Here is a 21,116-nt window from a genome sequence, read left to right as displayed (position 1 = left end):
CGCGAAATTCGGAAAACGCAAGCGAGCAAGCTTGTGTTTCTGGGGGAAAACGTAACGATTTCAAGTTGGTAATTTCGGCGTCCGCCGAGGCCCGTCAGCTTAAATCACAATCAGGGAAATTTTTGCCCGTGGCAGACACATCCCAGCTCATTTCCGGTGTGGCCGAGCGCTATGCATCATCGCTGTTCGAGCTTGCGCTCGAAGCGGGAAGCATTGACGCCGTCGGCGCCGATCTTGCGCGCTTCCAGGCCATGGTCGATGAAAGCGCCGATCTCAAGCGCCTGCTTTCGAGCCCGGTGTTTTCGTCTGAAGACCAGGAAAAGGCCATCGTCGCGCTTTGCCAGAAGGCTGGCATTGGCGGACTGGTCGGCAACTTCCTCAAGGTCGTGGCCGGCAATCGCCGCCTGTTCGCCGTTACCGGAATGATCGCTGCATTCCACCAGATCGCCGCGCGTGAACGCGGTGAGATTACTGCCGAAGTGACTTCGGCTCATGCGCTTGATGCAGCGCAGGAAAACGAACTGAAAGCGGCGCTGAAGAGCGTTACCGGCCAGGACGTGACGGTTAACGTCTCGCTCGACCCCTCCCTTCTGGGTGGACTGATCGTCAAGGTCGGATCCCGCCAGATCGATACGTCTCTTCGCACCAAACTTTCCACCCTTAAGCTTGCACTGAAAGAGGTTGGCTGATGGATATCCGCGCCGCGGAAATTTCCGCAATTCTAAAAGATCAAATCAAAAACTTTGGCCAGGAAGCCGAGGTTTCCGAAGTCGGCCAGGTGCTCTCCGTCGGTGACGGTATTGCTCGCGTTTACGGTCTGGACAACGTTCAGGCCGGTGAAATGGTCGAGTTCCCGGGCGGCATCCGCGGCATGGCCCTGAACCTCGAAGCCGACAATGTCGGCGTCGTTATCTTCGGTTCGGACCGCGCCATCAAGGAAGGCGACACCGTCAAGCGCACTGGCGCCATCGTTGACGTGCCGGTTGGTCCGGAACTGCTCGGTCGCGTCGTCGACGCGCTTGGCAATCCGATCGATGGCAGGGGCCCGATCAATTCGACCCGCCGCTCACGCGTCGACGTCAAGGCTCCGGGCATTATCCCGCGCAAGTCGGTTCATGAGCCGATGTCGACCGGCCTCAAGGCTATCGATGCTCTGATCCCGGTTGGCCGCGGCCAGCGCGAGCTCGTGATCGGCGACCGTCAGACCGGCAAGACAGCCATCATTCTCGATACGATCCTCAACCAGAAGGCCATTCACGACAATGGCCCGGACGCTGAAAAGCTCTATTGCGTTTACGTCGCAATCGGCCAGAAGCGTTCGACGGTTGCCCAGTTCGTGAAGGTTCTGGAAGAGCGCGGCGCGCTCAAGTATTCGATCATCGTTGCGGCGACCGCTTCCGACCCGGCTCCGATGCAGTATCTCGCACCATTTGCCGGCGCTGCCATGGGCGAGTATTTCCGCGACAACGGCATGCATGCCCTGATCGGCTATGACGACCTTTCCAAGCAGGCCGTTGCCTATCGTCAGATGTCGCTGCTGCTGCGCCGTCCGCCGGGCCGCGAAGCTTATCCGGGCGACGTTTTCTACCTGCATTCCCGCCTTCTCGAACGCGCTGCAAAGCTGTCCGACGAAATGGGCGCCGGTTCGCTGACCGCTCTGCCGGTTATCGAAACCCAGGGCAACGACGTTTCGGCCTTCATTCCGACCAACGTGATCTCGATCACCGACGGCCAGATTTTCCTTGAAACCGATCTGTTCTATCAGGGTATCCGTCCGGCTGTGAACGTCGGTCTGTCGGTATCCCGCGTTGGCTCGGCCGCGCAGATCAAGGCGATGAAGCAGGTTGCCGGCTCGATCAAGGGCGAACTTGCCCAGTATCGTGAAATGGCCGCCTTCGCCCAGTTCGGTTCGGACCTGGACGCTGCGACGCAGCGCCTGCTGAACCGTGGTGCTCGCCTGACCGAACTTCTGAAGCAGCCGCAGTTCTCGCCGCTGAAGACCGAAGAACAGGTTGCTGTGATCTTTGCCGGTGTAAACGGTTACCTCGACAAGATCACGGTTGCCCAGGTCGGCAAGTTCGAACAGGGCCTGCTTTCCTACCTCCGGTCGGAAGGCAAGGACATTCTCGAAGCGATCCGCACAGAGAAAGCCATCAGCGACGATATCAAGGGCAAGCTCAAGGCTGCCATCGATAGCTTCGCGAAGTCTTTCGCCTGATTGGGTCTTGAGCCAAGGACTGTAAACGGATGCCTTCACTAAAGGATCTGAAAAATCGGATCGCCTCTGTCAAGGCGACGCAGAAGATCACCAAGGCGATGAAGATGGTCGCCGCGGCGAAGCTGCGCCGCGCGCAGGAGGCTGCCGAGGCGGCCCGGCCCTATTCGCAGCGCATGGGCGCCGTTCTTGCCAACATCGCCCAGGCGGTTGGTGGTGACGACGATGCTCCGCGTCTGATGACGGGGACCGGCAACGACAAGGTGCATCTGCTGATCGTCTGCACAGCCGAACGCGGCCTGTGCGGCGGCTTCAACAGCCAGATCTCGCGTTTTGCCCGCGATCACGCCCGCAAGCTTCTGGCCGAAGGTAAGACCGTCAAGATCTTCTGCGTCGGCAAGAAGGGTTTTGACAGCCTGCGGCGCGAATTCGCCTCGATGATCGTCGAGCGGACCGATCTGCGGGAAATCAAGCGGGTCGGTTTTGAGAATGCCGATGCGATCGGACGCAAGATCATCTCGATGTTCGAGCGCGGCGAATTCGATGTGGCAACGCTGTTCTACTCTGAATTCAAGTCGGTCATTTCGCAGGTTCCGACCGCTCTGCAACTGGTTCCGGCCGCTGTCGACATGTCGGCTGCAGCTACGGCCAGCGCAGCCTCGGCAGTCTACGAATATGAACCCGATGCGGGCGCGATCCTGAGCGATCTGATCCCGCGCAACATTTCCGTTCAGGTTTTCCGGGCGCTTCTTGAGAACGTCGCCGGTGAAATGGGTGCGAAGATGAGCGCGATGGACAATGCGACGCGTAATGCCGGTGAGATGATCAACAAGTTGACGCTCTCCTACAACCGGCAGCGTCAGGCGCAGATCACCAAGGAACTCATTGAAATCATTTCGGGCGCCGAAGCGCTCTGAGGTTTAAGGAAAGAGGGTAAGAATATGGCTAAGGCAGCTACCCAGAAAACTCCCGCGGCAAATGCTGCTGCAACCGGTTCTGCCGGCAAGGTGACGCAGGTCATCGGCGCCGTGGTCGACGTCGCATTCGACGGCGAACTGCCTCCGATCCTGAACGCGCTTGAAACCGACAACATGGGCAACCGCCTTGTTCTCGAAGTGGCGCAGCACCTTGGCGAAAGCGTCGTGCGCACGATCGCCATGGACTCGACCGAAGGTCTGGTCCGCGGTCAGCCGGTCCGCGACACCGGCGCACCGATCATGGTTCCGGTCGGCGCGGAAACGCTCGGACGCATCATGAACGTCATCGGCGAGCCGGTTGACGAAGCGGGTCCGCTGAACACACCTTACAAGCGCGGCATCCACCAGGACGCTCCGGCCTATGTCGAGCAGTCCACGGACGCGCAGATCCTCGTCACCGGCATCAAGGTCGTCGACCTGCTGGCGCCTTACGCCAAGGGCGGCAAGATCGGCCTGTTCGGCGGCGCCGGCGTGGGCAAGACCGTTCTGATCATGGAACTGATCAACAACGTTGCCAAGGCGCACGGTGGTTACTCGGTGTTTGCCGGCGTCGGTGAACGCACCCGCGAAGGCAACGACCTTTACCACGAAATGATCGAATCGGGCGTGAACAAGCATGGCGGCGGCGAAGGCTCCAAGGCTGCTCTCGTTTACGGCCAGATGAACGAGCCTCCGGGTGCGCGTGCCCGCGTCGCCCTGACCGGCCTGACGATCGCCGAAGACTTCCGCGACAAGGGCCAGGACGTTCTGTTCTTCGTCGACAACATCTTCCGCTTTACCCAGGCAGGTTCGGAAGTGTCGGCTCTGCTCGGCCGCATTCCGTCCGCCGTGGGCTATCAGCCGACGCTGGCGACCGACATGGGTCAGATGCAGGAACGCATCACTACCACGACCAAGGGCTCGATCACCTCGGTTCAGGCCATCTACGTTCCCGCCGACGACTTGACCGACCCGGCGCCGGCCACCTCGTTCGCCCACTTGGACGCAACGACCGTTCTGTCGCGCTCGATCGCCGAAAAGGGTATCTACCCGGCTGTTGACCCGCTCGACTCCACCTCGCGCATGCTCGATCCGCTGGTCGTCGGCGAAGAGCACTATGAAATCGCCCGTAAGGTCCAGTCGACCCTGCAGCGCTACAAGGCCCTGCAGGACATCATCGCCATCCTCGGGATGGACGAACTGTCCGAAGACGACCGCATCGCGGTTGCCCGTGCCCGCAAGATCGAACGCTTCCTGTCGCAGCCGTTCTTCGTGGCCGAAGTGTTCACCGGCGCGCCGGGCAAGCTGGTCGCCCTCGAAGACACGATCAAGGGCTTCAAGGGTCTCGTCAACGGCGAATACGACCACCTGCCGGAAGCCGCCTTCTACATGGTCGGCTCGATGGAAGAGGCCGTTGCCAAGGCCAAGAAGCTGGCTGCCGAAGCTGCCTGATAACGGTTTGGCGGCGCGCGACGATCCATCGCGCGCCCCTTTCCCGATGTAGTGAGAGAAGTGAACCGTCATGGCCGACAATTTCAATTTTGAACTGGTTTCGCCCGAGCGCCTTCTGCTGTCCGAACAGGTCAGCGAAGTGGTCATTCCGGCAACGGATGGCGAGATGACCGTGATGGCCCATCATGCGCCCACCATGACCACGATCAAGCCCGGTGTGGTGACGGTCAAGCTCGCCTCCGGTCAGACGAGCAAATACGTGGTATTTGGCGGCTTTGCCGATATCGTTCCGACCGGCTGCACGCTGCTGGCCGAATCGGCCGTGCCGATGAGCGAGATCAATCGCGATACGCTTCTGAAGCGAATCGAGACTGCTAAGACCGAACTGGCCGCTGCCGACACGCACGAGCACAAGAACCGGATCGAGCAGCATCTGGCGGAACTGACGCATCTGAACGGCATTGTCGTTCCGGTCTGATCCGATCCTCCATTCATGTGTTTCCTGGAAGCGGCCTTTTGGCCGCTTTCGTGTTTTATGCCTGGGCTTGATGGCGCGCCACCGGTTGCTCGCCGAATTGACACGATGGCCCGTGGCAAGCATTCTTGGCCCAGACGGTGGTGCGCGTGGTTCGTCGTCTCCTCGAAATGTACCCATGGTATGAAAACCGGCTTCAGCAGGAGAAACAGTCATGAAAGTCGGGATCGTCGGGGCGGGAATGGTCGGAAGTTCGGCGGCCTATGCGCTGACCATGCAGGGTATCGTCAGCGAGATCGTGCTGGTCGACATGAACCCGGCGCTCGCCATTGCACAGGCCGAGGACATTTCCCATGCCGTGCCCTTTGTTTCGGCGACGATCGTGCGGGCTGGCGGCTATGCCGACCTTGATGATGCCAGCGTGGTCATCCTGGCGGCCGGTGTCAGCCAGAAGCCCGGCGAAACCCGGCTGGAATTGCTGACCCGCAATGCGGAGGTGTTTCGCCAGGTGGTCGGCCAGGTGCTGGCTGTCGCGCCGGACGCGATCCTGCTGATTGCCTCCAATCCGGTCGATATCATGACCTATGTCGCGACCCGGCTGTCGGGCCTGCCGGCGCAGCGGGTGATCGGATCGGGAACCATCCTCGATTCGGCACGCTTCCGCAGCCTGCTGGGTCGGCATCTGGAGATCTCGCCGCAATCGGTGCACGCCTATGTGCTGGGCGAGCACGGCGACAGCGAAGTGCTGGCCTGGTCCAATGCGCGGGCCGGTTCCGTGCCGCTGCTGTCCTTTGCCGAACAGGTGGGCAAGCCCCTGACGGAGGCGATCCGCGCCGAAATCGATGATGGCGTGCGCAACGCAGCCTACAAGATCATCAACGGCAAGGGCTCGACCTACTATGGCATCGGCGCGGGGCTGGCGCGCATCGTCATGGCAATCGCCCGCGATCAGCGCGATGTGCTGTCGGTCTCCATCGTCACGGCAGACGTGGCCGGCGTCCGCGATGTGGCCCTTTCGGTGCCGCGGGTGGTTGGCGCGAAGGGTGTTCTGCAGGATCTTTTCCCCCATCTCGACGAAAGCGAATCGGCGGATCTGCGCCGGAGCGCGCTGCTTCTGAAGGAGCGTGCCGACTCCGTTCCCTTGTGACATTGAGGCACATGCGCCCTCTGAGCATCCTTGCGACCGGCAAGTTGCCTCTGGGTGCCCGTCGGGACTTTTCGTCGGCTGCGTTATGAAATATAGTGTTTTGCGTATTTATGAACTGATTGGATACCTATGGCCCTGCCCCACCTGACAGCCGATATCACCCACGACCAGCTTGAGAGCTTCATGACCAAGGCTCGGGCGGCAAGCGAATTGCTGAAGGCCCTGTCGCACGAGAGCCGGCTCTTGATCCTGTGCATTCTCAGCCGTGGAGAAAAGACGGTCGGAGAGATCGAGGCGATCCTCAATCTGCAGCAGGCCGTGGTGTCGCAGCAATTGGCGCGGTTGCGCATGGATGAACTGGTGAAGACCCGTCGCGACGGACGGCAGATCTATTACAGCATCGCCAATCCCGGCCTGACCGACCTGGTGTCGGTGCTTTACAAGATGTATTGCGAACCGACCGGCGTCACGGCCGAGAGCCGTTAGACCGGCCGCGATTGCGTGAACCGCGCCACTGCACTAGACCTAAGGCAGAGGAGCGGCGATGATCGACAAGCTGGAATATTTCATTGCACTTGCCCGGGAACAGCATTTTGGCCGGGCCGCGGATGAGTGTGGGATCTCCCAGCCGACGCTCTCGGCTGCCATCCGGCAGCTTGAAGATCATCTGGGCGTGATGCTGGTGCAGCGTGGTTCGCGCTACCAGGGTCTGACCCCGGAAGGTCAGCGGGTGCTGGAATGGGCGCGGCGCATCGTTGGCGATACCAGGACCATGCGCGAAGAGATGCGCGCCGCCAGACGCGGCCTGGCGGGGCATATCCGCATCGCCGTCATTCCGACGGCGCTCTCCATGGTGCCGCGCATGACCGAGCCGTTTCAGAAGAAGCATCCGGATGTCACCTTCTCGGTCAGTTCGCGCACCTCGCTGCAGGTGCTGAGCTTGCTGGAAAATCTCGAGATCGATGCCGGCATTACCTATCTCGACAATGAGCCGCTGGGCCGCGTGACATCGGTGCCGCTCTATGCCGAGCGGTATCATCTCATCACCGCCATCGGGGCGCCGCTTGCCGATCGGCAATCGGTGACCTGGCGCGAGGTCTCCGGTCTTCGGCTTTGCCTATTGACGGCGGACATGCAAAATCGTCGGATCATCAACCAGCACATGACGGAAGCGGGTGTGGCACCAAAACCGACGCTGGAATCCAATTCGATGATCGTGCTGTTCTCGCATATTCGAACCGGCAGCTGGGCGTCGATCATGCCCAGAAATGTCGCTGAATCCTTTGGCTTTTCCGCCGAGATTCGGATGATCCCGATCGTCGAGCCGGAGGCGGAGCATCTGGTCGGGCTGGTTGCAACCCATCGCGAGCCGTTTACACCGCTGGTCTCGGCGCTGCTGCATGAGGCGCGCCGCCTCGTCGAAATCCATGCGTTCTGATAGGTAATTTCTATCGTGTAACGGAATGCCGTTATTGACCATGTGCCCGGCTCTCGGTCATCTTCGCATCATGTCAGCGGCTGATTGGCAAAGGTCCGGTCTGTGCGGGTGATTTAACACAAGTTTCCGACACGGCCCTTAAGCTTGCAGGCACACCGCTGGTGTCATTCGTGTCGGTTTGGGAGGGCTGATCATGAACATCCGATCGTCGACCGACGATATCCTATCACGCACCCAGGCCATCATCGCGGATCTTCGAGACCTCGAAGGCCCGCTGCTGCCGATCCTGCACGAGATCCAGCAGACATTCGGCTATGTGCCGGAAGCCGCCAAGCCGGTGATTGCCGAGGCTCTCAACCTGTCGCGGGCCGAAGTGCATGGGGTGGTGTCCTTCTATCACGATTTCCGCGATCATCCCTCCGGCCGCCATGTGTTGAAGCTCTGTCGGGCCGAGGCCTGCCAATCGGTCGGTGGCGACGCATTGGCAGCCTCCGCCAAGAGCAAGCTCGGCATCGACTGGCATGGCACGACGGCGGACGGAGCGGTGACGCTGGAGCCGGTCTATTGCCTCGGTCTGTGCGCCTGTGCACCGGCGGCGATGCTGGACGATGAGCTGCATGGACGGCTGGATGCGGACTGTCTTGGCGAGCTGATCGCGGAGGCGCGCCGATGAGCGTGACTGTATTCGTTCCGCGCGATGCCGCAGCGCTCGCCGTTGGTGCCGACAAGGTGGCCGCTGCCATTGCGCGCGAAGCGCAGGTTCGTGGCCTCGACGTAACGCTGGTGCGCAACGGATCGCGTGGTCTGCTGTGGCTCGAAACCCTGGTGGAAGTGCGCACCGAGCACGGTCGCGTCGCCTACGGGCCTGTGAAGCCGTCCGACGTCCCGGGCCTTTTCGATGCCGGATTTTTGCAAGGTGCGGGCCATGTGCTCTGTCATGGCGAAACCAAGGATATCCCCTTTCTGAAAAACCAGACGCGGCTGACCTTCGCGCGTTGTGGCGTGACGGATCCTCTGTCGCTTGAGGATTACCGGCACTACCAGGGACTGACCGGCCTTGCCAGGGCGGTTGCCATGGAACCGGCCGAGATTGTCAAGCAGGTGACGGACAGCGGCCTGCGCGGACGGGGCGGCGCGGGCTTCCCGACCGGCATCAAGTGGAAGACGGTGGCCGAGGCGCCCGGCGACCGCAAATACATCGTCTGCAATGCCGACGAGGGCGATAGCGGCACCTTTGCCGACCGGATGATCATGGAAGGCGATCCCTTCGTGCTGATCGAGGGCATGGCGATTGCGGGTCTCGCGACCGGCGCCACCAAGGGTTATGTCTATACGCGCTCGGAATATCCGCATGCGATCGAGACCATGGAAGCGGCCATCCTGATTGCCCGCGACGTCGGCATTCTCGGCCCGTCGGTGCTGGGATCCGGCCGGGCATTCGACATGGAAGTGCGCACCGGCGCCGGCGCCTATGTCTGTGGCGAAGAAACCTCGCTGCTCAACAGCCTGGAAGGCAAGCGCGGCGTGGTGCGGGCCAAGCCGCCTCTGCCGGCGCTGCAGGGCCTGTTCGGCTGTCCGACGGTGGTCAACAACGTCATGTCGCTCGCCTCCATTCCGGTCATCCTGGACCGCGGTGCCGCCTTCTATCGCGACTTCGGCGTCGGCCGGTCGCATGGCACGATCCCGATCCAGCTGGCCGGCAATATCAAGCACGGCGGCCTGTACGAGACGGCCTTCGGCGTGACGCTCGGCGAGCTGATCGATGACATCGGCGGTGGCACGCTGTCGGGCCGGCCGGTCAAGGCCGTACAGGTCGGCGGGCCGCTCGGCGCCTATTTCCCGACCTCGCTGTTTGACACGGTGTTCGACTACGAGGCCTTTGCGGCGCGCGATGGCCTGATCGGCCATGCCGGCATCGTGGTGTTCGACGACAGCGCCGACATGCTGAAGCAGGCGCGTTTCGCCATGGAATTCTGCGCCGTCGAAAGCTGCGGCAAGTGCACGCCCTGCCGCATCGGCTCGACGCGCGGCGTCGAAGTGGTGGACCGCATTGGCCAGGGTATCGATGTGGACAAGAACAAGGCGCTGCTGACCGATCTCTGCCAGACGATGAAATTCGGCTCGCTCTGCGCGCTGGGCGGCTTCACGCCCTATCCTGTCATGAGCGCCATGACCCATTTCCCGGAAGATTTTGCCCCGGCTCCGATGGTGGAGGCGGCGGAATGAGTGTTGCACAGCCGTGTACCCCCCTCTGCCCTGCCGGGCATCTCCCCCTCAAGGGGGGAGATCGGCTGGGAGCATGTTCTTCTCTTGAACGTTCACGTCCCACCCTGCGGACTATTGCTGTCGAAGCAACGGCCTCACCGCTGGTGATCTCTCCCCTTGAGGGGGAGATGGCCGGCAGGCCAGAGGGGGGTGACCCCTTGCGCTTCACATTTTTGTCGTTCCAAACGATCACACTGGAGGCCATCCATGCCCCTCGTTCCTGAAATCGACTTCGGCACGCCCGTGTCGCGCTCCGAAAAAACGGTAACGCTGACCATCGACGGGCGCCAGATTACCGTGCCGGAAGGCACGTCGGTGATGCGGGCCTCGATGGAGGCGGGCATCCAGGTGCCGAAACTCTGTGCCACCGATATGGTGGATGCCTTCGGCTCCTGCCGGCTCTGTCTGGTGGAGGTCGAGGGTCGCAACGGTACGCCGGCCTCCTGCACGACGCCTGTCATGGCCAATATGGTCGTGCATACCCAGACCGAGCGCCTGAAGCAGATCCGCAAGGGCGTGATGGAGCTCTATATCTCCGACCATCCGCTGGATTGTCTGACCTGTGCTGCTAATGGCGATTGCGAGCTGCAGGACATGGCCGGTGCCGTCGGCCTGCGCGATGTGCGCTACGGCTATGAGGGCGACAACCACGTCAGGGCGCGCGACACGGGCGGCATCAATGCCAAGTGGATGCCGAAGGACGAGAGCAATCCTTACTTTACCTATGATCCTTCGAAATGCATCGTCTGTTCGCGGTGCGTGCGGGCCTGCGAAGAGGTGCAAGGCACGTTTGCGCTGACCATCGAGGGCCGTGGTTTCGACAGCCGCGTTTCTCCCGGCATGCACGAGAGTTTCCTGGCCTCTGAATGCGTCTCCTGCGGCGCTTGCGTGCAGGCCTGCCCGACCGCGACGCTGACCGAAAAGTCGGTGATATCCATCGGCCAGCCGGAGCATTCGGTCGTCACCACCTGCGCCTATTGCGGCGTCGGCTGCTCGTTCAAGGCGGAAATGCGCGGCGAGGAACTGGTGCGCATGGTGCCGTGGAAGGACGGCAAGGCCAATCGCGGCCATTCCTGCGTCAAGGGCCGCTTCGCCTATGGCTATTCCAGCCACAAGGACCGCATTCTCAACCCGATGATCCGCGAAAGGATCTCCGATCCGTGGCGTGAAGTGAGCTGGGAGGAGGCCTATGCGCATGTGGCCTCCGAGTTCCGTCGCATCCAATATCAATATGGCCGGGACTCGATCGGCGGCATCACCTCGTCGCGCTGCACCAACGAGGAAACCTTCCTGGTGCAGAAGCTGATCCGCGCCGGCTTCGGCAACAACAATGTCGATACCTGCGCCCGCGTCTGCCATTCGCCGACCGGCTACGGTCTTGGCCAGGCCTTCGGCACCTCGGCCGGCACCCAGGATTTCGACAGCATCGAGCATTCCGACGTGGTGATCGTGATCGGTGCCAACCCGACGGATGGCCATCCGGTGTTCGGGTCGCGGCTGAAGAAGCGGCTGCGCCAGGGCGCCAAGCTGATCGTCATCGATCCGCGCCGCACCGATCTGGTCAAGAGCCCACATATCGAGGCAGCCTTCCATCTGCCGCTGAAGCCCGGCACCAATGTCGCCGTGATGACCGCACTGGCGCATGTCATCGTCACCGAGGGCCTGTTCAACGAGGCCTTCATCCGCGAGCGCTGCGACTGGTCGGAATTCGAGGATTGGGCAGGGTTCGTCTCCGAGCCCCAGCACAGCCCGGAAGAGACGGAGAAATTCACCGGCGTGCCGGCGGAAGAGCTGCGCGGTGCGGCCCGCCTGTTTGCCCGCGGCGGCAATGGCGCGATCTATTATGGCCTGGGGGTGACGGAGCACAGCCAGGGCTCGACCACCGTCATGGCGATCGCCAATCTCGCCATGGTCACCGGCAATATCGGCCGGCCTGGCGTCGGCGTGAACCCGCTGCGTGGCCAGAACAATGTGCAGGGGTCCTGCGACATGGGATCCTTCCCGCACGAGTTTCCGGGCTATCGGCACGTCTCGGACGATGCGACCCGCGAGACCTTCGAGAAGCTGTGGGGCGTGACGCTCAGCAACGAGCCTGGCCTGCGCATTCCCAATATGCTGGATGCGGCCGTCGACGGCTCGTTCAAGGGCATCTACATCCAGGGCGAGGACATCCTGCAGTCCGATCCCGATACCAAACATGTATCGGCCGGCCTTGCCGCGATGGAATGCGTCGTCGTGCACGACCTGTTCCTCAACGAGACGGCGAACTACGCCCATGTCTTCCTGCCGGGCTCCACCTTCCTGGAAAAGGACGGCACCTTCACCAATGCCGAGCGACGCATCAACCGCGTCCGCAAGGTGATGAGCCCGAAGAATGGCTATGCGGATTGGGAAGTCACCCAGAAGCTGGCCCAGGCCATGGGACTGAACTGGGATTACCAGCATCCGTCCGAAATCATGGATGAAATCGCCGCCACGACGCCAAGCTTTGCCAATGTCTCCTACGACTATCTGGACAAGATGGGTTCCGTGCAGTGGCCGTGCAATGAGGCCCATCCGGAGGGATCGCCGATCATGCATGTCGACGGCTTCGTGCGCGGCCGGGGCAAGTTCATCCGCACGGAATATGTGGCGACCGACGAGCGCACCGGTCCGCGCTTCCCGCTGCTTCTCACCACCGGCCGTATCCTGTCGCAATACAATGTCGGGGCGCAGACGCGGCGCACAGAGAATGTCGTGTGGCATGCGGAAGACCGGCTGGAGATCCATCCGCACGATGCCGAACAGCGTGGCATCAAGGATGGCGACTGGGTGAAGCTGGCGAGCCGCGCCGGCGAAACGACGTTGCGTGCGCTCACCACCGACCGTGTGGCGCCGGGTGTGATCTACACCACCTTCCACCATCCGGAAACGCAGGCGAATGTCATCACGACGGACTATTCGGACTGGGCGACCAATTGCCCGGAATACAAGGTAACCGCCGTTCAGGTCAGCCCGTCCAACGGTCCATCCGCTTGGCAACAGGACTACGAGGAACTGTCCAAGCAGTCCCGCCGGATCGCCGGCAAGCTGGAGGCAGCGGAATAGGAAATGGATCAGGCTTGCGGCTGCTTGCCCCTTACCCCTATCCTCTCCCCGCAAGCGGGGAGAGGGGGCGGAGACGTTGCGGCATGTTTTCTTCTCCCGCTTGCGGGGAGAAGGTGCCGGCAGGTCAGGCGCAACACGTTGTGCCGGGGATGAGGGCTCACCCGTCATGAAGACCTCCACATCCGTTCGCGAGTTGCAGTTCCGCCATGGCACCTTGACGCCGGGCAGCCGGATCGTCCCCGAAGAAGTGCCGATCGCCTTTTCCTTCGGCGGCAGCACCCATGCGGTGATGATGGCCTCGCCGGCGGAATTCGAGGATTTTGCCGTCGGCTTCTGTCTGACCGAGGGGATCATCGGCGCGCGCGAGGAGATCGACTCCATCGAGGTCGTTGCGGCCGGTGATGGTGTGGATGTGCAGATCGGCCTTGTCGATGCCAGCGCCGAGGCGCTGACATCGCGCCGTCGGCAGATGGCCGGGCCGGTCGGCTGCGGGCTTTGCGGCATCGAATCGATCGAACAGGCGGTGCGGGTGGTGCGCGAACTGCCGGAACAGGGGTTGCGTCTGACGCCCGCCGATGTGGTGGATGCGCTTCATCTCCTGGGACAAGCGCAGGTTTTGAACCGCGAGACGCGTGCCGTGCATGGTGCCGGTTTTTATGTTCCAGGCATAGGCCTTGTCGCGATGCGCGAGGATGTCGGTCGGCACAACGCGCTCGACAAGCTTGTCGGTGCCGTGCTGCGCGGCGGACATGCGGGCAGCGATGGGGCGGTAGTGGTCACCAGCCGGTTGTCGGTCGAGATGGTGCAGAAGGCGGCCATGCTCGGCAGCCCCGTGCTGATTGCCATTTCCGCGCCGACCGCACTGGCCATCCGCACGGCCGAGGCCGCCAACATGACCCTCGTCGCGATTGCCCGCGGCGAGGATTTCGAAATCTTCACCAAACCCGAACGCATCCAGGCCGGAGCCGTATCCGATGTCGCATGACCAGACCACCGAGAAGCTGATCCGCATGGCGAACCAGATTGCCACCTTCTTCCTGTCGCAGCCGGAAGCGGTGCGTGTCGATGGGGTGGCGAACCACATCAACAAGTTCTGGGAGGCGCGCATGCGCCGCCAGTTCTTCGACCATGTCGACAAGGGCGGCGAGGGACTGTTGCCTCTGGTCATGGAAGCCGCGCAGAACATCAAGCGACCGGTTGCGGCCTAGTGCCAGGCACGACACCCGGATCACTTTGGCGTCTCACTCAGCCGCTGTTATCCATGACCGATGCTGAACGAGGGGAGCCACCCGAGGAAAGCCTTCGTGTTGTTCGGATCGCCCCTGAAAACAGAGAAGCGGCCGAGACGGCCGCTTCTTTTGTATTCTGATGTTTCTGTCGGACCGGCTGTTAACTCAGGCAGCCAGCTCTTCGATTTCGCTGCCCTTGAACATCTTGGCGAGGTTCAGGAAGCAGATCATGCCGTTTTCGTTGGCAATGATGCCTTCGGAGAAGGACTTGTCGAAGGATGCGGAGATTTCCGGAACCGGCTGGACCTGAATGCTCGGGATCGTCAGGATGTCGGAGACGCGGTCGACGAGCATGCCGATGACCATGTTGTGGACTTCGGCCACGACGATGGCGGAGCGCTCGTTGGCAACCGTGCTCTTCATGCCCAGCTTATAGGCCAGATCGATGATCGGGATGACCGAGCCGCGAAGGTTCATCACGCCGATGACGTCGGCCGGAGCATGCGGGATCGGTGTGCAGGGCGCCCAGCCGCGGATTTCGCGGATGGTCGTGGTCTTCACGCAGAATTCCTGATCATGGAGCCGGAAGGCAATGATTTCGAGGGTTTCACCGCCGAAGCTGGTGGGAGCGATTGGTGTGGCCATTAGAATTCTTCCCAACTTTCCTGAGCCTGGGCCGTTGCCGCTCTGCCAGATGTAGCGCGGGCGACTTGAGCCATGAGTTTACGTGCGGGCGATGGTGCAGGACGGTGGACTGCAGGGGCATCGGTTCTCACTGAACTGAGATTAACAGAAGAGTGTTTCTCAAATCTAAACTGCTCAAGAAGCTTTCGAAGTGTGTCTGCTTCCCGCGCAAGGCTATGACTTGCTGCGGTCGATTCTTCGACCATTGCGGCGTTCTGCTGGGTATTCTGGTCCATGGCGTTGACGGCCTTGTTGATTTCTCGAAGGCCGGTGGATTGTTCCTTGGAGGCACCAACAATCGCCACGACGTTTCTGTCGATATCCTGCACTTCCGAGACGATTTCGATCAGTGCCTGACCGGTATCGCCGACCAGAGACACGCCGTTCTTGACGTGGTTGGACGAGGCGGTGATGAGCGCCTTGATCTCTTTGGCGGCGGTAGCGGACCGTTGGGCAAGTTCGCGCACTTCCTGGGCGACGACGGCAAAACCCTTGCCGGCATCGCCGGCGCGGGCCGCTTCAACGCCGGCGTTGAGCGCCAGCAGATTGGTCTGGAAGGCGATGTCGTCGATCACCCCGATGATATTGCTGATTTCGCGCGACGAGGATTCGATCTGACCCATGGCATTGATGGCGCTTTTAACGATCTCGCCGGATTTCTCGGCTGTCGTCTTGGTCTTGGCGACCAGTTGCCCTGCATCGTCTGCCCGCTGGGAGCTGTCTGTAACGGTTTGGGTTATTTCTTCGAGGGCGGCGGCGGTCTGCTCGACGGCTGCGGCCTGCTGCTCCGTACGCTTTGCGAGTTCATCGGATGCACTCTGGATCTGCTTCGAGCCTGCTGCGATGGCCGATGCATTTTCGGCCACGGTCCGCATTGCTTCCTGAAGCTTGGCAATAGAACTGTTGAAGTCGACACGGACCTTTTCGAGCGTCGGAATGAATGGCTTAACAATGGTGGCCGTCAGGTCGCCCTCGGCAAGGGCCGTCAGACCGGCGGCAATCTCGTCGACGGCGCGCACCCGCTCCGTGATGTCCGTCGCAAATTTGATGACCTTGAACACCTTGCCGTTCATGTCGAAAATCGGATTGTAGGAGGCCTGGATCCAGACGATCCGCCCGGCCTTGCCGATGCGCTTGAACTCTTCAGCGACATATTCCCCGGCGGCGAGTTTCTGCCAGAACGCCGCATAGGCTGGGCTGTTGACATAGCTTGGCTCGCAGAACAGCGAGTGATGTTTGCCCTGTATCTCGGATTCGGTGTAGCCGAGGGCCTCGAGGAAATTGCCGTTGGCGCGAATGATATCACCCTTCGGGGTAAATTCGATGACCGCCTGGGCCCGGCTGATGGCCGCGACCTTGCCGGAATCTTCCGCCGTTTTCAGCTTCGCTTCGGTGATATCGGTGGCCACCTTGATAACTTTATAGGGCTTTCCGCCCCTGAAGACCGGATTGTAGGATGCCTGGATCCAGACCTCCTTGCCGGTCTTAGTGATGCGCTTATATTCCCGCGTCTCGAACTGGCCGCGGCCGAGCATGGCCCAGAATTCCTTGTAGTCCGGCGTTGCCACATAGGCGGGATCGCAGAACAGGCTATGGTGCTTTCCCTTGATCTCGGACAGTTGATAGCCAAGCAAATTGCAGAAAATCTCATTGGCTGACAGAATTGTTCCATCAAGGTTAAATTCGATGATCGCTTGGGATTTGTTCAACGCGCCCAGAATATTTGCCGCGTCCGAGCTAAAGCCTGGAAGAAGTGACATTTACGGCACCTTTTGTGATTTTCGATGGATGTATCTGACATGAGCATCTACGCAGCGATTCATTCGCTGCAGTGCAAACTCAACCGAAGGCTCTGTTGTTGAGGAGTCGTCATGTCTGCAATCACCCTTGATTTTAAGGATGCCGAGTTAAGATAGTATTTACTTGCCATCAGATGCTAAAATAAAGCTTGAGTCTCTACGGGTGTTTCCAATACCGATTCGAACGTCCTGCGGATACTGACTCAATATTCCTTTTCGTAGAATATGCCGGCGGCGCCGGATCCATCGCCACCGGCTTCGCCCCGCAGTTTCACACCGCGGCCGACGTCGAGATTGATGACCGCCTTGCCGCCGCCGTCGCCGGCCTGAAGCTCCAGATAGGTCCGATCGTTAAGATAGCGGCCTGCACTGACATTGGCATTGCCCTTGTCATCGGTGGAGATGTCGAGATCGTCGACACCGATGGTGTTGCGCAATGTGTTGAAAAGCGACGTGGAGCGTCCTCCGGCCAATTGGCCGACGGCGTCCGCCAGCTGGGCGATCTGCAGCGGCGACAATTTTGCCATGGACTGGCCGAAGATCAACTGGGCGAGGATTTCGTCCTGCGGCAGGGCGGGGGCCGAAGAGAAGCTGACCTCGGGATCATTGGCGAGGCCTGACACGGTCACGGTGATCGTCGTGCTGTTGGAGGTGCTGGTCGCTTCCAGATTGATGATCGGGATCAGCGCGCCGCCGAAGGTGATGGTGCCCTCGGTGAAGTCGAGCCGCTTGGTCATGATGCTCAGCCGCCCGCGCCGCAGCGTAAACGCGCCAGACACTTGCGGTGACGCGCTGGTGCCGCGGATCGTCAGGTCGCCGCCCAATTCCGCATCGATGCCGCGGCCGCGGACGAAGATCTGCGAGGGCGCCGAGACCTGCAAATCGAGATTAATGGACGAGGAACTGCCGTTTTCCTCCTTGGTCATCACCTCGGCCATCTGCCGGCGGACATCGGCGGACGCGTTCTTGTGGGCAATATTGAGTTCGGACAGCGAGGTTGGCAGGCGTTCCGGCACGGTAATCGAGGTCTTCGCCATGGCGATCTTGCCGGACAGAATGGGCGAGGCGAGAAGCTGTCCGGTCAGCGACAGGGTTCCGCTTGCCGAGGTGGTGAACATCGAGCCGTCGACATAGGCGGCTTTATCGAGCTTGATCTGGATGTCGGCCGGCAGGCCGGGTGATGCGATGTCGATCGTGCCACCCCCGGACAGCGACCCGCCGCCGGTCAGGCGTCCGCTCAGGCCCGAGATGGTGGCGCGATTGCCGCTCAGCGCCACATCGGCCGTCAATTGCTCGATGGCGAGATTGCGTTTGACGTCGACGAAGCGGGCGCCGCTTGTGCGCACCGTGCCATTGATGATCGGCGATGCCGTCGTGCCGGAGACGGTGATATCGGCGTCGGCCGACCCCTCAAGCACGAAGCCCTGGTTGGCAATCAGGCCCGACAGCAGGGCGAAGGGCAGCTTGCCGGCAAATTTCATCGAGATCGGCTTGGCGCCCGACAGCTGCAGCGAGCCGCCGCCGTTCAGGGTCAGCCCGCCCTGGCCGCTGACCTTGGTATCGACCGACAGGCGGTCGCCAGCATAGGTGCCCGAAGCGGTGATGGTCAGCGGTGGCAGGGCGACGGAACGGGTTTGCGCGACAACGGCATTGTTCCAGGTCAGCGCATAGGTGACATTGGGCGATGCGGTGGAACCGGTTGCCTTCACGTCGCCGGAAATGTCGCCGGCGGCGTCAAGGCCGGCCACGAAGGGATTGGCCAGGGCGGCCGGCAGATTGCGGATCGCGGCCGAGATATCCAGCGTCTCGCCGGCCGTGCCGCTGATGGTGACGGTGCCGCTGCCGGCGGCAATCGTCAGCGTTTCGATCGTGGCGCGGCCATCGGCAATGCGAATGGCGGCGGGCTGGCTGAGTTTCAGCGGGATCGAGCGGGGTGCTGCGGCAAAGGTCTGCAACGCGACCCGCAGGCCTGAGCCTTCCTGGGTCAGCGTGCCCTTCGAGGTGAGCGGTGCGCCATCATAGCGGGCAGACAGATCGAAATCGGTGGCGCTGCCCTGCCGGGAGAAGGACAGAACTGGTGCTTCGATGCGGTTGGCTCCTGCCGTAACCGCGCCGGCGGACATCTTGCCCTGGACGGCCAGAGCCTGGATATCGCTGATGGCAAGATCAATGTTCGGCGCTGTCACGGTCACCGTGTCACGCTTGATTTCGCGGCCGGTGGCCAGAATATTCATCGAGATACGATTGTCGCTTTCGGCGATCTTAACGCTGCCTTTCAGGTCGCCGCTGGCGGTCTGGCCACCGAGCGCCGCCAGAAGGCCGATATCGGGAAAGTCGAAATCCAAGGTGCCGGAGGGAAGGAATTGCGGGCTGAAGTCGAGGGCACCCTTGAGATTGTTGTCGCCGACGCGGACGGTGAGGTCAGGAATGCTGGCTCTGCCGTCGCGCGAGAGCAGTTGCGCATCCAGCTGGATCGCCTGCCCATCGAGGCTGCCATTGGCGGTGATGGTTGCCTGCGGCTGTTTCGGGTCCGCCGTGCCGCTGAGGGCGATGTCGAGGGATTGCAGGGTGCGGCCGGCAAGCGTGGCGCTTGCAGCCGAGATCGTCGCATCGGCGGCGATGGCATCCAGCGGCCCTTGCGCTTTGAGCGTGAATGTCGCGGATCCATCGGCATTGTCCAGGAAGGTGCCGATCTGGGGCAGGCTGCCCTGGAGATCGGCCGTTAGCTGGCTATTGGCCAGGGCTACGCTGCCGGATGCTTCAAGAGCATTGGAGGTCAGCTGGATGTCGGTGACGGAGAGCGTCTTTTCAGCCGAATAGGACAATGCGCCGGCAAGGCCGATCGTGTCGGTGAATTTGCCAGCAAGACTTTCCGGCAGAACGCCCGGCAGGGCAAACAGCCGGAAGTCACCCGATAGGGCGGAATCGCTCAACGTGTAGGCGCCATTGACCGTGCCGCCGATGCTGGCGCTCTCCAAGGTCAGTCCCTCGACCGAGAGGGTGTCCGCCGACAGGGTCACCGGCGCCTTGATGGTGAGCGGCGCCCGGACGGCGCGGTTGATCGTTTCGTCGACAAATTGGCTTGAGGAGACCGAGAGGGTGGTATCGAGCACGCCCTTGCGTCCGGCGAGATCGAAGCCGTCGCTTTTGGCGGTCAGTTGCAGGACGTTCAACTGGCCCTGCGGCAGGGAGAGGGATTCGAGGGCGGCGGCCAAGTTCACCCGGGCGGAGGTCGCCGAACCGGTCACCGAGACATCGACGCCGTTGATCATGGCGCGGATTTCATCATTGCCGCTCGGCCAGCGGAAATCGACCGGTCCACCGATGCCGATCAGATTGGCTTTCAGATCATTGTCGCCCTTGGTGTCCAGCCTGCCCGACGCAGAGAGCCGCATGCTGCCGGTGGCGATCGTGCCGGTCTCGATGTCGATCGATCCGCCGGCGCCGAAGGCGGCTGCCAGATCAATCTGCGTATCGCCGGCAAACAGCGGCCGCAGGGCCGGCGGCAGGAAGGTGTCGAACTGGCCGCTGCCCTTGACCGTGATCTGGCGCAGGTTGTCGGCGGCGAGCGTGTGGGTCGCATCGACATTTAATCGCGGCTGGCCGGCCACGGCGGCCGTCAGCTTGCCCTGCCATTGCGACAGAGCGCCGTCGCCCGACAGAGCGAGGTCGATCGCCGGCGCGCCCGGCAGCCGCAGGAGTGTGGCCAGAATACCCTGTTCCGGCTCGGTCAGCCGGGCTTCAAGGGTCAGGCTATTGCTCGCCGGCGCATAGACGAGGTTGGCCGTCAGGGCGGCATCGGGAACGGCGGTCCGGTTGACGGCAAGCGTGGATGCGATTGCGTCATTGTCGGCCATGACATGGCCCTTCAGCGCCAGCGAGGCGGCATTACCGATCAGGGCCTCGCCGAGCTTGACGATCGGCAAGTCAACGGCTTTCACATCGATGGCAACCGGCAGCGAGAAACCGTCATCCCCGGTGCTTGTCGCAACTTCCGTAACGACCGGCTGCCGTTCGATCGTGACCGTGCCGGCCGAAATGCGTTCAGCCTCGAAGCGCCGGGACAGAAGCGCCAGCGGTGACCAGTCGATCGACAGATCACGGATTTCGGCGTACATCCCTTGCGTATCCGAAATGGTGACGGTTTCGGCGCGCAGATGGCCGCTCAGCAGACCCTGCGGGTCGGTGATCGCGATGGTGCGGTCGGGGGTCGAGATGGCAGAGGCGATCATGTCCGTCACGAAGCGCGCGCCGAGCGTGGTGAAGCCGGCAATTGCGACCGCGGTCACGCCGACAATCGCCAGTACGATCATCAGCAGGCCGAGAAGGCGCAGCGTTGCACCGGTTAGTCGTCTCAATAGGGTCATTG

The 21,116-nt window shown here is 61.7% G+C and carries 16 protein-coding genes; 13 read left to right on the top strand and 3 right to left on the bottom strand.

What is annotated here, in order from left to right:
• Positions 1–122: 122 nt before the first annotated feature.
• The 13 genes from HGO38_RS17435 to HGO38_RS17375 all read left to right on the top strand — a co-directional run bounded on the left by HGO38_RS17435 (position 123) and on the right by HGO38_RS17375 (position 14,243).
• Positions 123–689: a F0F1 ATP synthase subunit delta gene (locus HGO38_RS17435; protein ID WP_250957291.1), complete on the top strand. Its 567-nt coding sequence runs from the start codon at positions 123–125 to the stop codon at positions 687–689.
• Complete coding sequence (gene atpA / locus HGO38_RS17430; RefSeq protein ID WP_250957176.1) at positions 689–2,218, top strand: F0F1 ATP synthase subunit alpha; 1,530 nt, start codon at positions 689–691, stop codon at positions 2,216–2,218. The genes HGO38_RS17435 and atpA overlap by 1 nt, the downstream gene beginning before the upstream one ends.
• A 29-nt stretch (positions 2,219–2,247) precedes the next feature.
• Positions 2,248–3,132 (top strand): F0F1 ATP synthase subunit gamma, encoded by an 885-nt coding sequence (locus HGO38_RS17425; RefSeq protein ID WP_250957175.1) that lies wholly within the window; start codon positions 2,248–2,250, stop codon positions 3,130–3,132.
• A gap of 24 nt (positions 3,133–3,156) precedes the next feature.
• A complete protein-coding gene (gene atpD / locus HGO38_RS17420) occupies positions 3,157–4,623 on the top strand; it encodes a F0F1 ATP synthase subunit beta (RefSeq protein ID WP_250957174.1) in 1,467 nt (488 codons plus the stop codon).
• 70 nt (positions 4,624–4,693) lie between these two features.
• Complete coding sequence (locus HGO38_RS17415) at positions 4,694–5,101, top strand: F0F1 ATP synthase subunit epsilon (protein WP_250957173.1); 408 nt, start codon at positions 4,694–4,696, stop codon at positions 5,099–5,101.
• Between the two features lie 211 nt (positions 5,102–5,312).
• The gene (locus HGO38_RS17410) at positions 5,313–6,245 is read left to right on the top strand and encodes an L-lactate dehydrogenase (RefSeq protein WP_250957172.1); all 933 of its coding nucleotides are present in this window, start codon (positions 5,313–5,315) and stop codon (positions 6,243–6,245) included.
• Positions 6,246–6,374: 129 nt separating this feature from the next.
• Positions 6,375–6,731 (top strand): ArsR/SmtB family transcription factor, encoded by a 357-nt coding sequence (locus tag HGO38_RS17405; RefSeq protein WP_250957171.1) that lies wholly within the window; start codon positions 6,375–6,377, stop codon positions 6,729–6,731.
• 58 nt (positions 6,732–6,789) lie between these two features.
• Complete coding sequence (locus HGO38_RS17400; protein ID WP_250957170.1) at positions 6,790–7,683, top strand: LysR family transcriptional regulator; 894 nt, start codon at positions 6,790–6,792, stop codon at positions 7,681–7,683.
• A gap of 193 nt (positions 7,684–7,876) precedes the next feature.
• Positions 7,877–8,356 (top strand): formate dehydrogenase subunit gamma, encoded by a 480-nt coding sequence (locus tag HGO38_RS17395; protein ID WP_250957169.1) that lies wholly within the window; start codon positions 7,877–7,879, stop codon positions 8,354–8,356.
• Positions 8,353–9,909 (top strand): formate dehydrogenase beta subunit, encoded by a 1,557-nt coding sequence (locus HGO38_RS17390; RefSeq protein WP_250957168.1) that lies wholly within the window; start codon positions 8,353–8,355, stop codon positions 9,907–9,909. The genes HGO38_RS17395 and HGO38_RS17390 overlap by 4 nt, the downstream gene beginning before the upstream one ends.
• A 246-nt stretch (positions 9,910–10,155) precedes the next feature.
• Positions 10,156–13,035: a formate dehydrogenase subunit alpha gene (gene fdhF, locus HGO38_RS17385; protein WP_250957167.1), complete on the top strand. Its 2,880-nt coding sequence runs from the start codon at positions 10,156–10,158 to the stop codon at positions 13,033–13,035.
• A 166-nt stretch (positions 13,036–13,201) separates the two neighbouring features.
• Positions 13,202–14,020, top strand: coding sequence for a formate dehydrogenase accessory sulfurtransferase FdhD (gene fdhD / locus HGO38_RS17380; RefSeq protein WP_250957166.1), 819 nt, complete (start codon positions 13,202–13,204; stop codon positions 14,018–14,020).
• The gene (locus HGO38_RS17375) at positions 14,010–14,243 is read left to right on the top strand and encodes a formate dehydrogenase subunit delta (RefSeq protein WP_250957165.1); all 234 of its coding nucleotides are present in this window, start codon (positions 14,010–14,012) and stop codon (positions 14,241–14,243) included. The genes fdhD and HGO38_RS17375 overlap by 11 nt, the downstream gene beginning before the upstream one ends.
• Before the next feature lie 186 nt (positions 14,244–14,429).
• On the opposite strand, the gene HGO38_RS17370 is transcribed toward HGO38_RS17375, so the two are convergent.
• The 3 genes from HGO38_RS17370 to HGO38_RS17360 form a co-directional block, all read right to left on the bottom strand.
• Positions 14,430–14,909, bottom strand: coding sequence for a chemotaxis protein CheW (locus HGO38_RS17370; RefSeq protein ID WP_250957164.1), 480 nt, complete (start codon positions 14,907–14,909; stop codon positions 14,430–14,432).
• Entirely contained in the window at positions 14,909–16,708 is a 1,800-nt protein-coding gene (locus tag HGO38_RS17365; RefSeq protein ID WP_250957163.1) for a methyl-accepting chemotaxis protein, read from the bottom strand. The genes HGO38_RS17370 and HGO38_RS17365 overlap by 1 nt, the downstream gene beginning before the upstream one ends.
• A 242-nt stretch (positions 16,709–16,950) precedes the next feature.
• On the bottom strand, positions 16,951–21,114 hold the full coding sequence (locus HGO38_RS17360) for a translocation/assembly module TamB domain-containing protein (RefSeq protein ID WP_250957290.1): 4,164 nt from the start codon (positions 21,112–21,114) through the stop codon (positions 16,951–16,953).
• Positions 21,115–21,116 lie beyond the last annotated feature (2 nt).

Origin of the sequence: Rhizobium sp. CG5 (genome assembly GCF_023701945.1) — a bacterium.
Taxonomy (GTDB): domain Bacteria; phylum Pseudomonadota; class Alphaproteobacteria; order Rhizobiales; family Rhizobiaceae; genus Allorhizobium.
The sequence above is the reverse complement of the archived record's forward strand: the minus strand, read 5'-3'. Positions and strand labels throughout refer to the sequence as shown.

Bases quoted from the DNA above. Each gene is read 5' to 3' on its own strand.
- HGO38_RS17425 (WP_250957175.1), top strand. From the start codon at position 2,248: ATGCCTTCACTAAAGGATCTGAAAAATCGGATCGCCTCTGTCAAGGCG.
- HGO38_RS17400 (WP_250957170.1), top strand. From the start codon at position 6,790: ATGATCGACAAGCTGGAATATTTCATTGCACTTGCCCGGGAACAGCAT.
- HGO38_RS17390 (WP_250957168.1), top strand. From the start codon at position 8,353: ATGAGCGTGACTGTATTCGTTCCGCGCGATGCCGCAGCGCTCGCCGTT.
- HGO38_RS17410 (WP_250957172.1), top strand. From the start codon at position 5,313: ATGAAAGTCGGGATCGTCGGGGCGGGAATGGTCGGAAGTTCGGCGGCC.
- fdhF (WP_250957167.1), top strand. From the start codon at position 10,156: ATGCCCCTCGTTCCTGAAATCGACTTCGGCACGCCCGTGTCGCGCTCC.
- HGO38_RS17375 (WP_250957165.1), top strand. From the start codon at position 14,010: ATGTCGCATGACCAGACCACCGAGAAGCTGATCCGCATGGCGAACCAG.
- HGO38_RS17365 (WP_250957163.1), bottom strand. From the start codon at position 16,708: ATGTCACTTCTTCCAGGCTTTAGCTCGGACGCGGCAAATATTCTGGGC.
- HGO38_RS17395 (WP_250957169.1), top strand. From the start codon at position 7,877: ATGAACATCCGATCGTCGACCGACGATATCCTATCACGCACCCAGGCC.
- HGO38_RS17370 (WP_250957164.1), bottom strand. From the start codon at position 14,909: ATGGCCACACCAATCGCTCCCACCAGCTTCGGCGGTGAAACCCTCGAA.
- HGO38_RS17415 (WP_250957173.1), top strand. From the start codon at position 4,694: ATGGCCGACAATTTCAATTTTGAACTGGTTTCGCCCGAGCGCCTTCTG.
- atpD (WP_250957174.1), top strand. From the start codon at position 3,157: ATGGCTAAGGCAGCTACCCAGAAAACTCCCGCGGCAAATGCTGCTGCA.
- atpA (WP_250957176.1), top strand. From the start codon at position 689: ATGGATATCCGCGCCGCGGAAATTTCCGCAATTCTAAAAGATCAAATC.
- fdhD (WP_250957166.1), top strand. From the start codon at position 13,202: ATGAAGACCTCCACATCCGTTCGCGAGTTGCAGTTCCGCCATGGCACC.
- HGO38_RS17360 (WP_250957290.1), bottom strand. From the start codon at position 21,114: ATGACCCTATTGAGACGACTAACCGGTGCAACGCTGCGCCTTCTCGGC.
- HGO38_RS17405 (WP_250957171.1), top strand. From the start codon at position 6,375: ATGGCCCTGCCCCACCTGACAGCCGATATCACCCACGACCAGCTTGAG.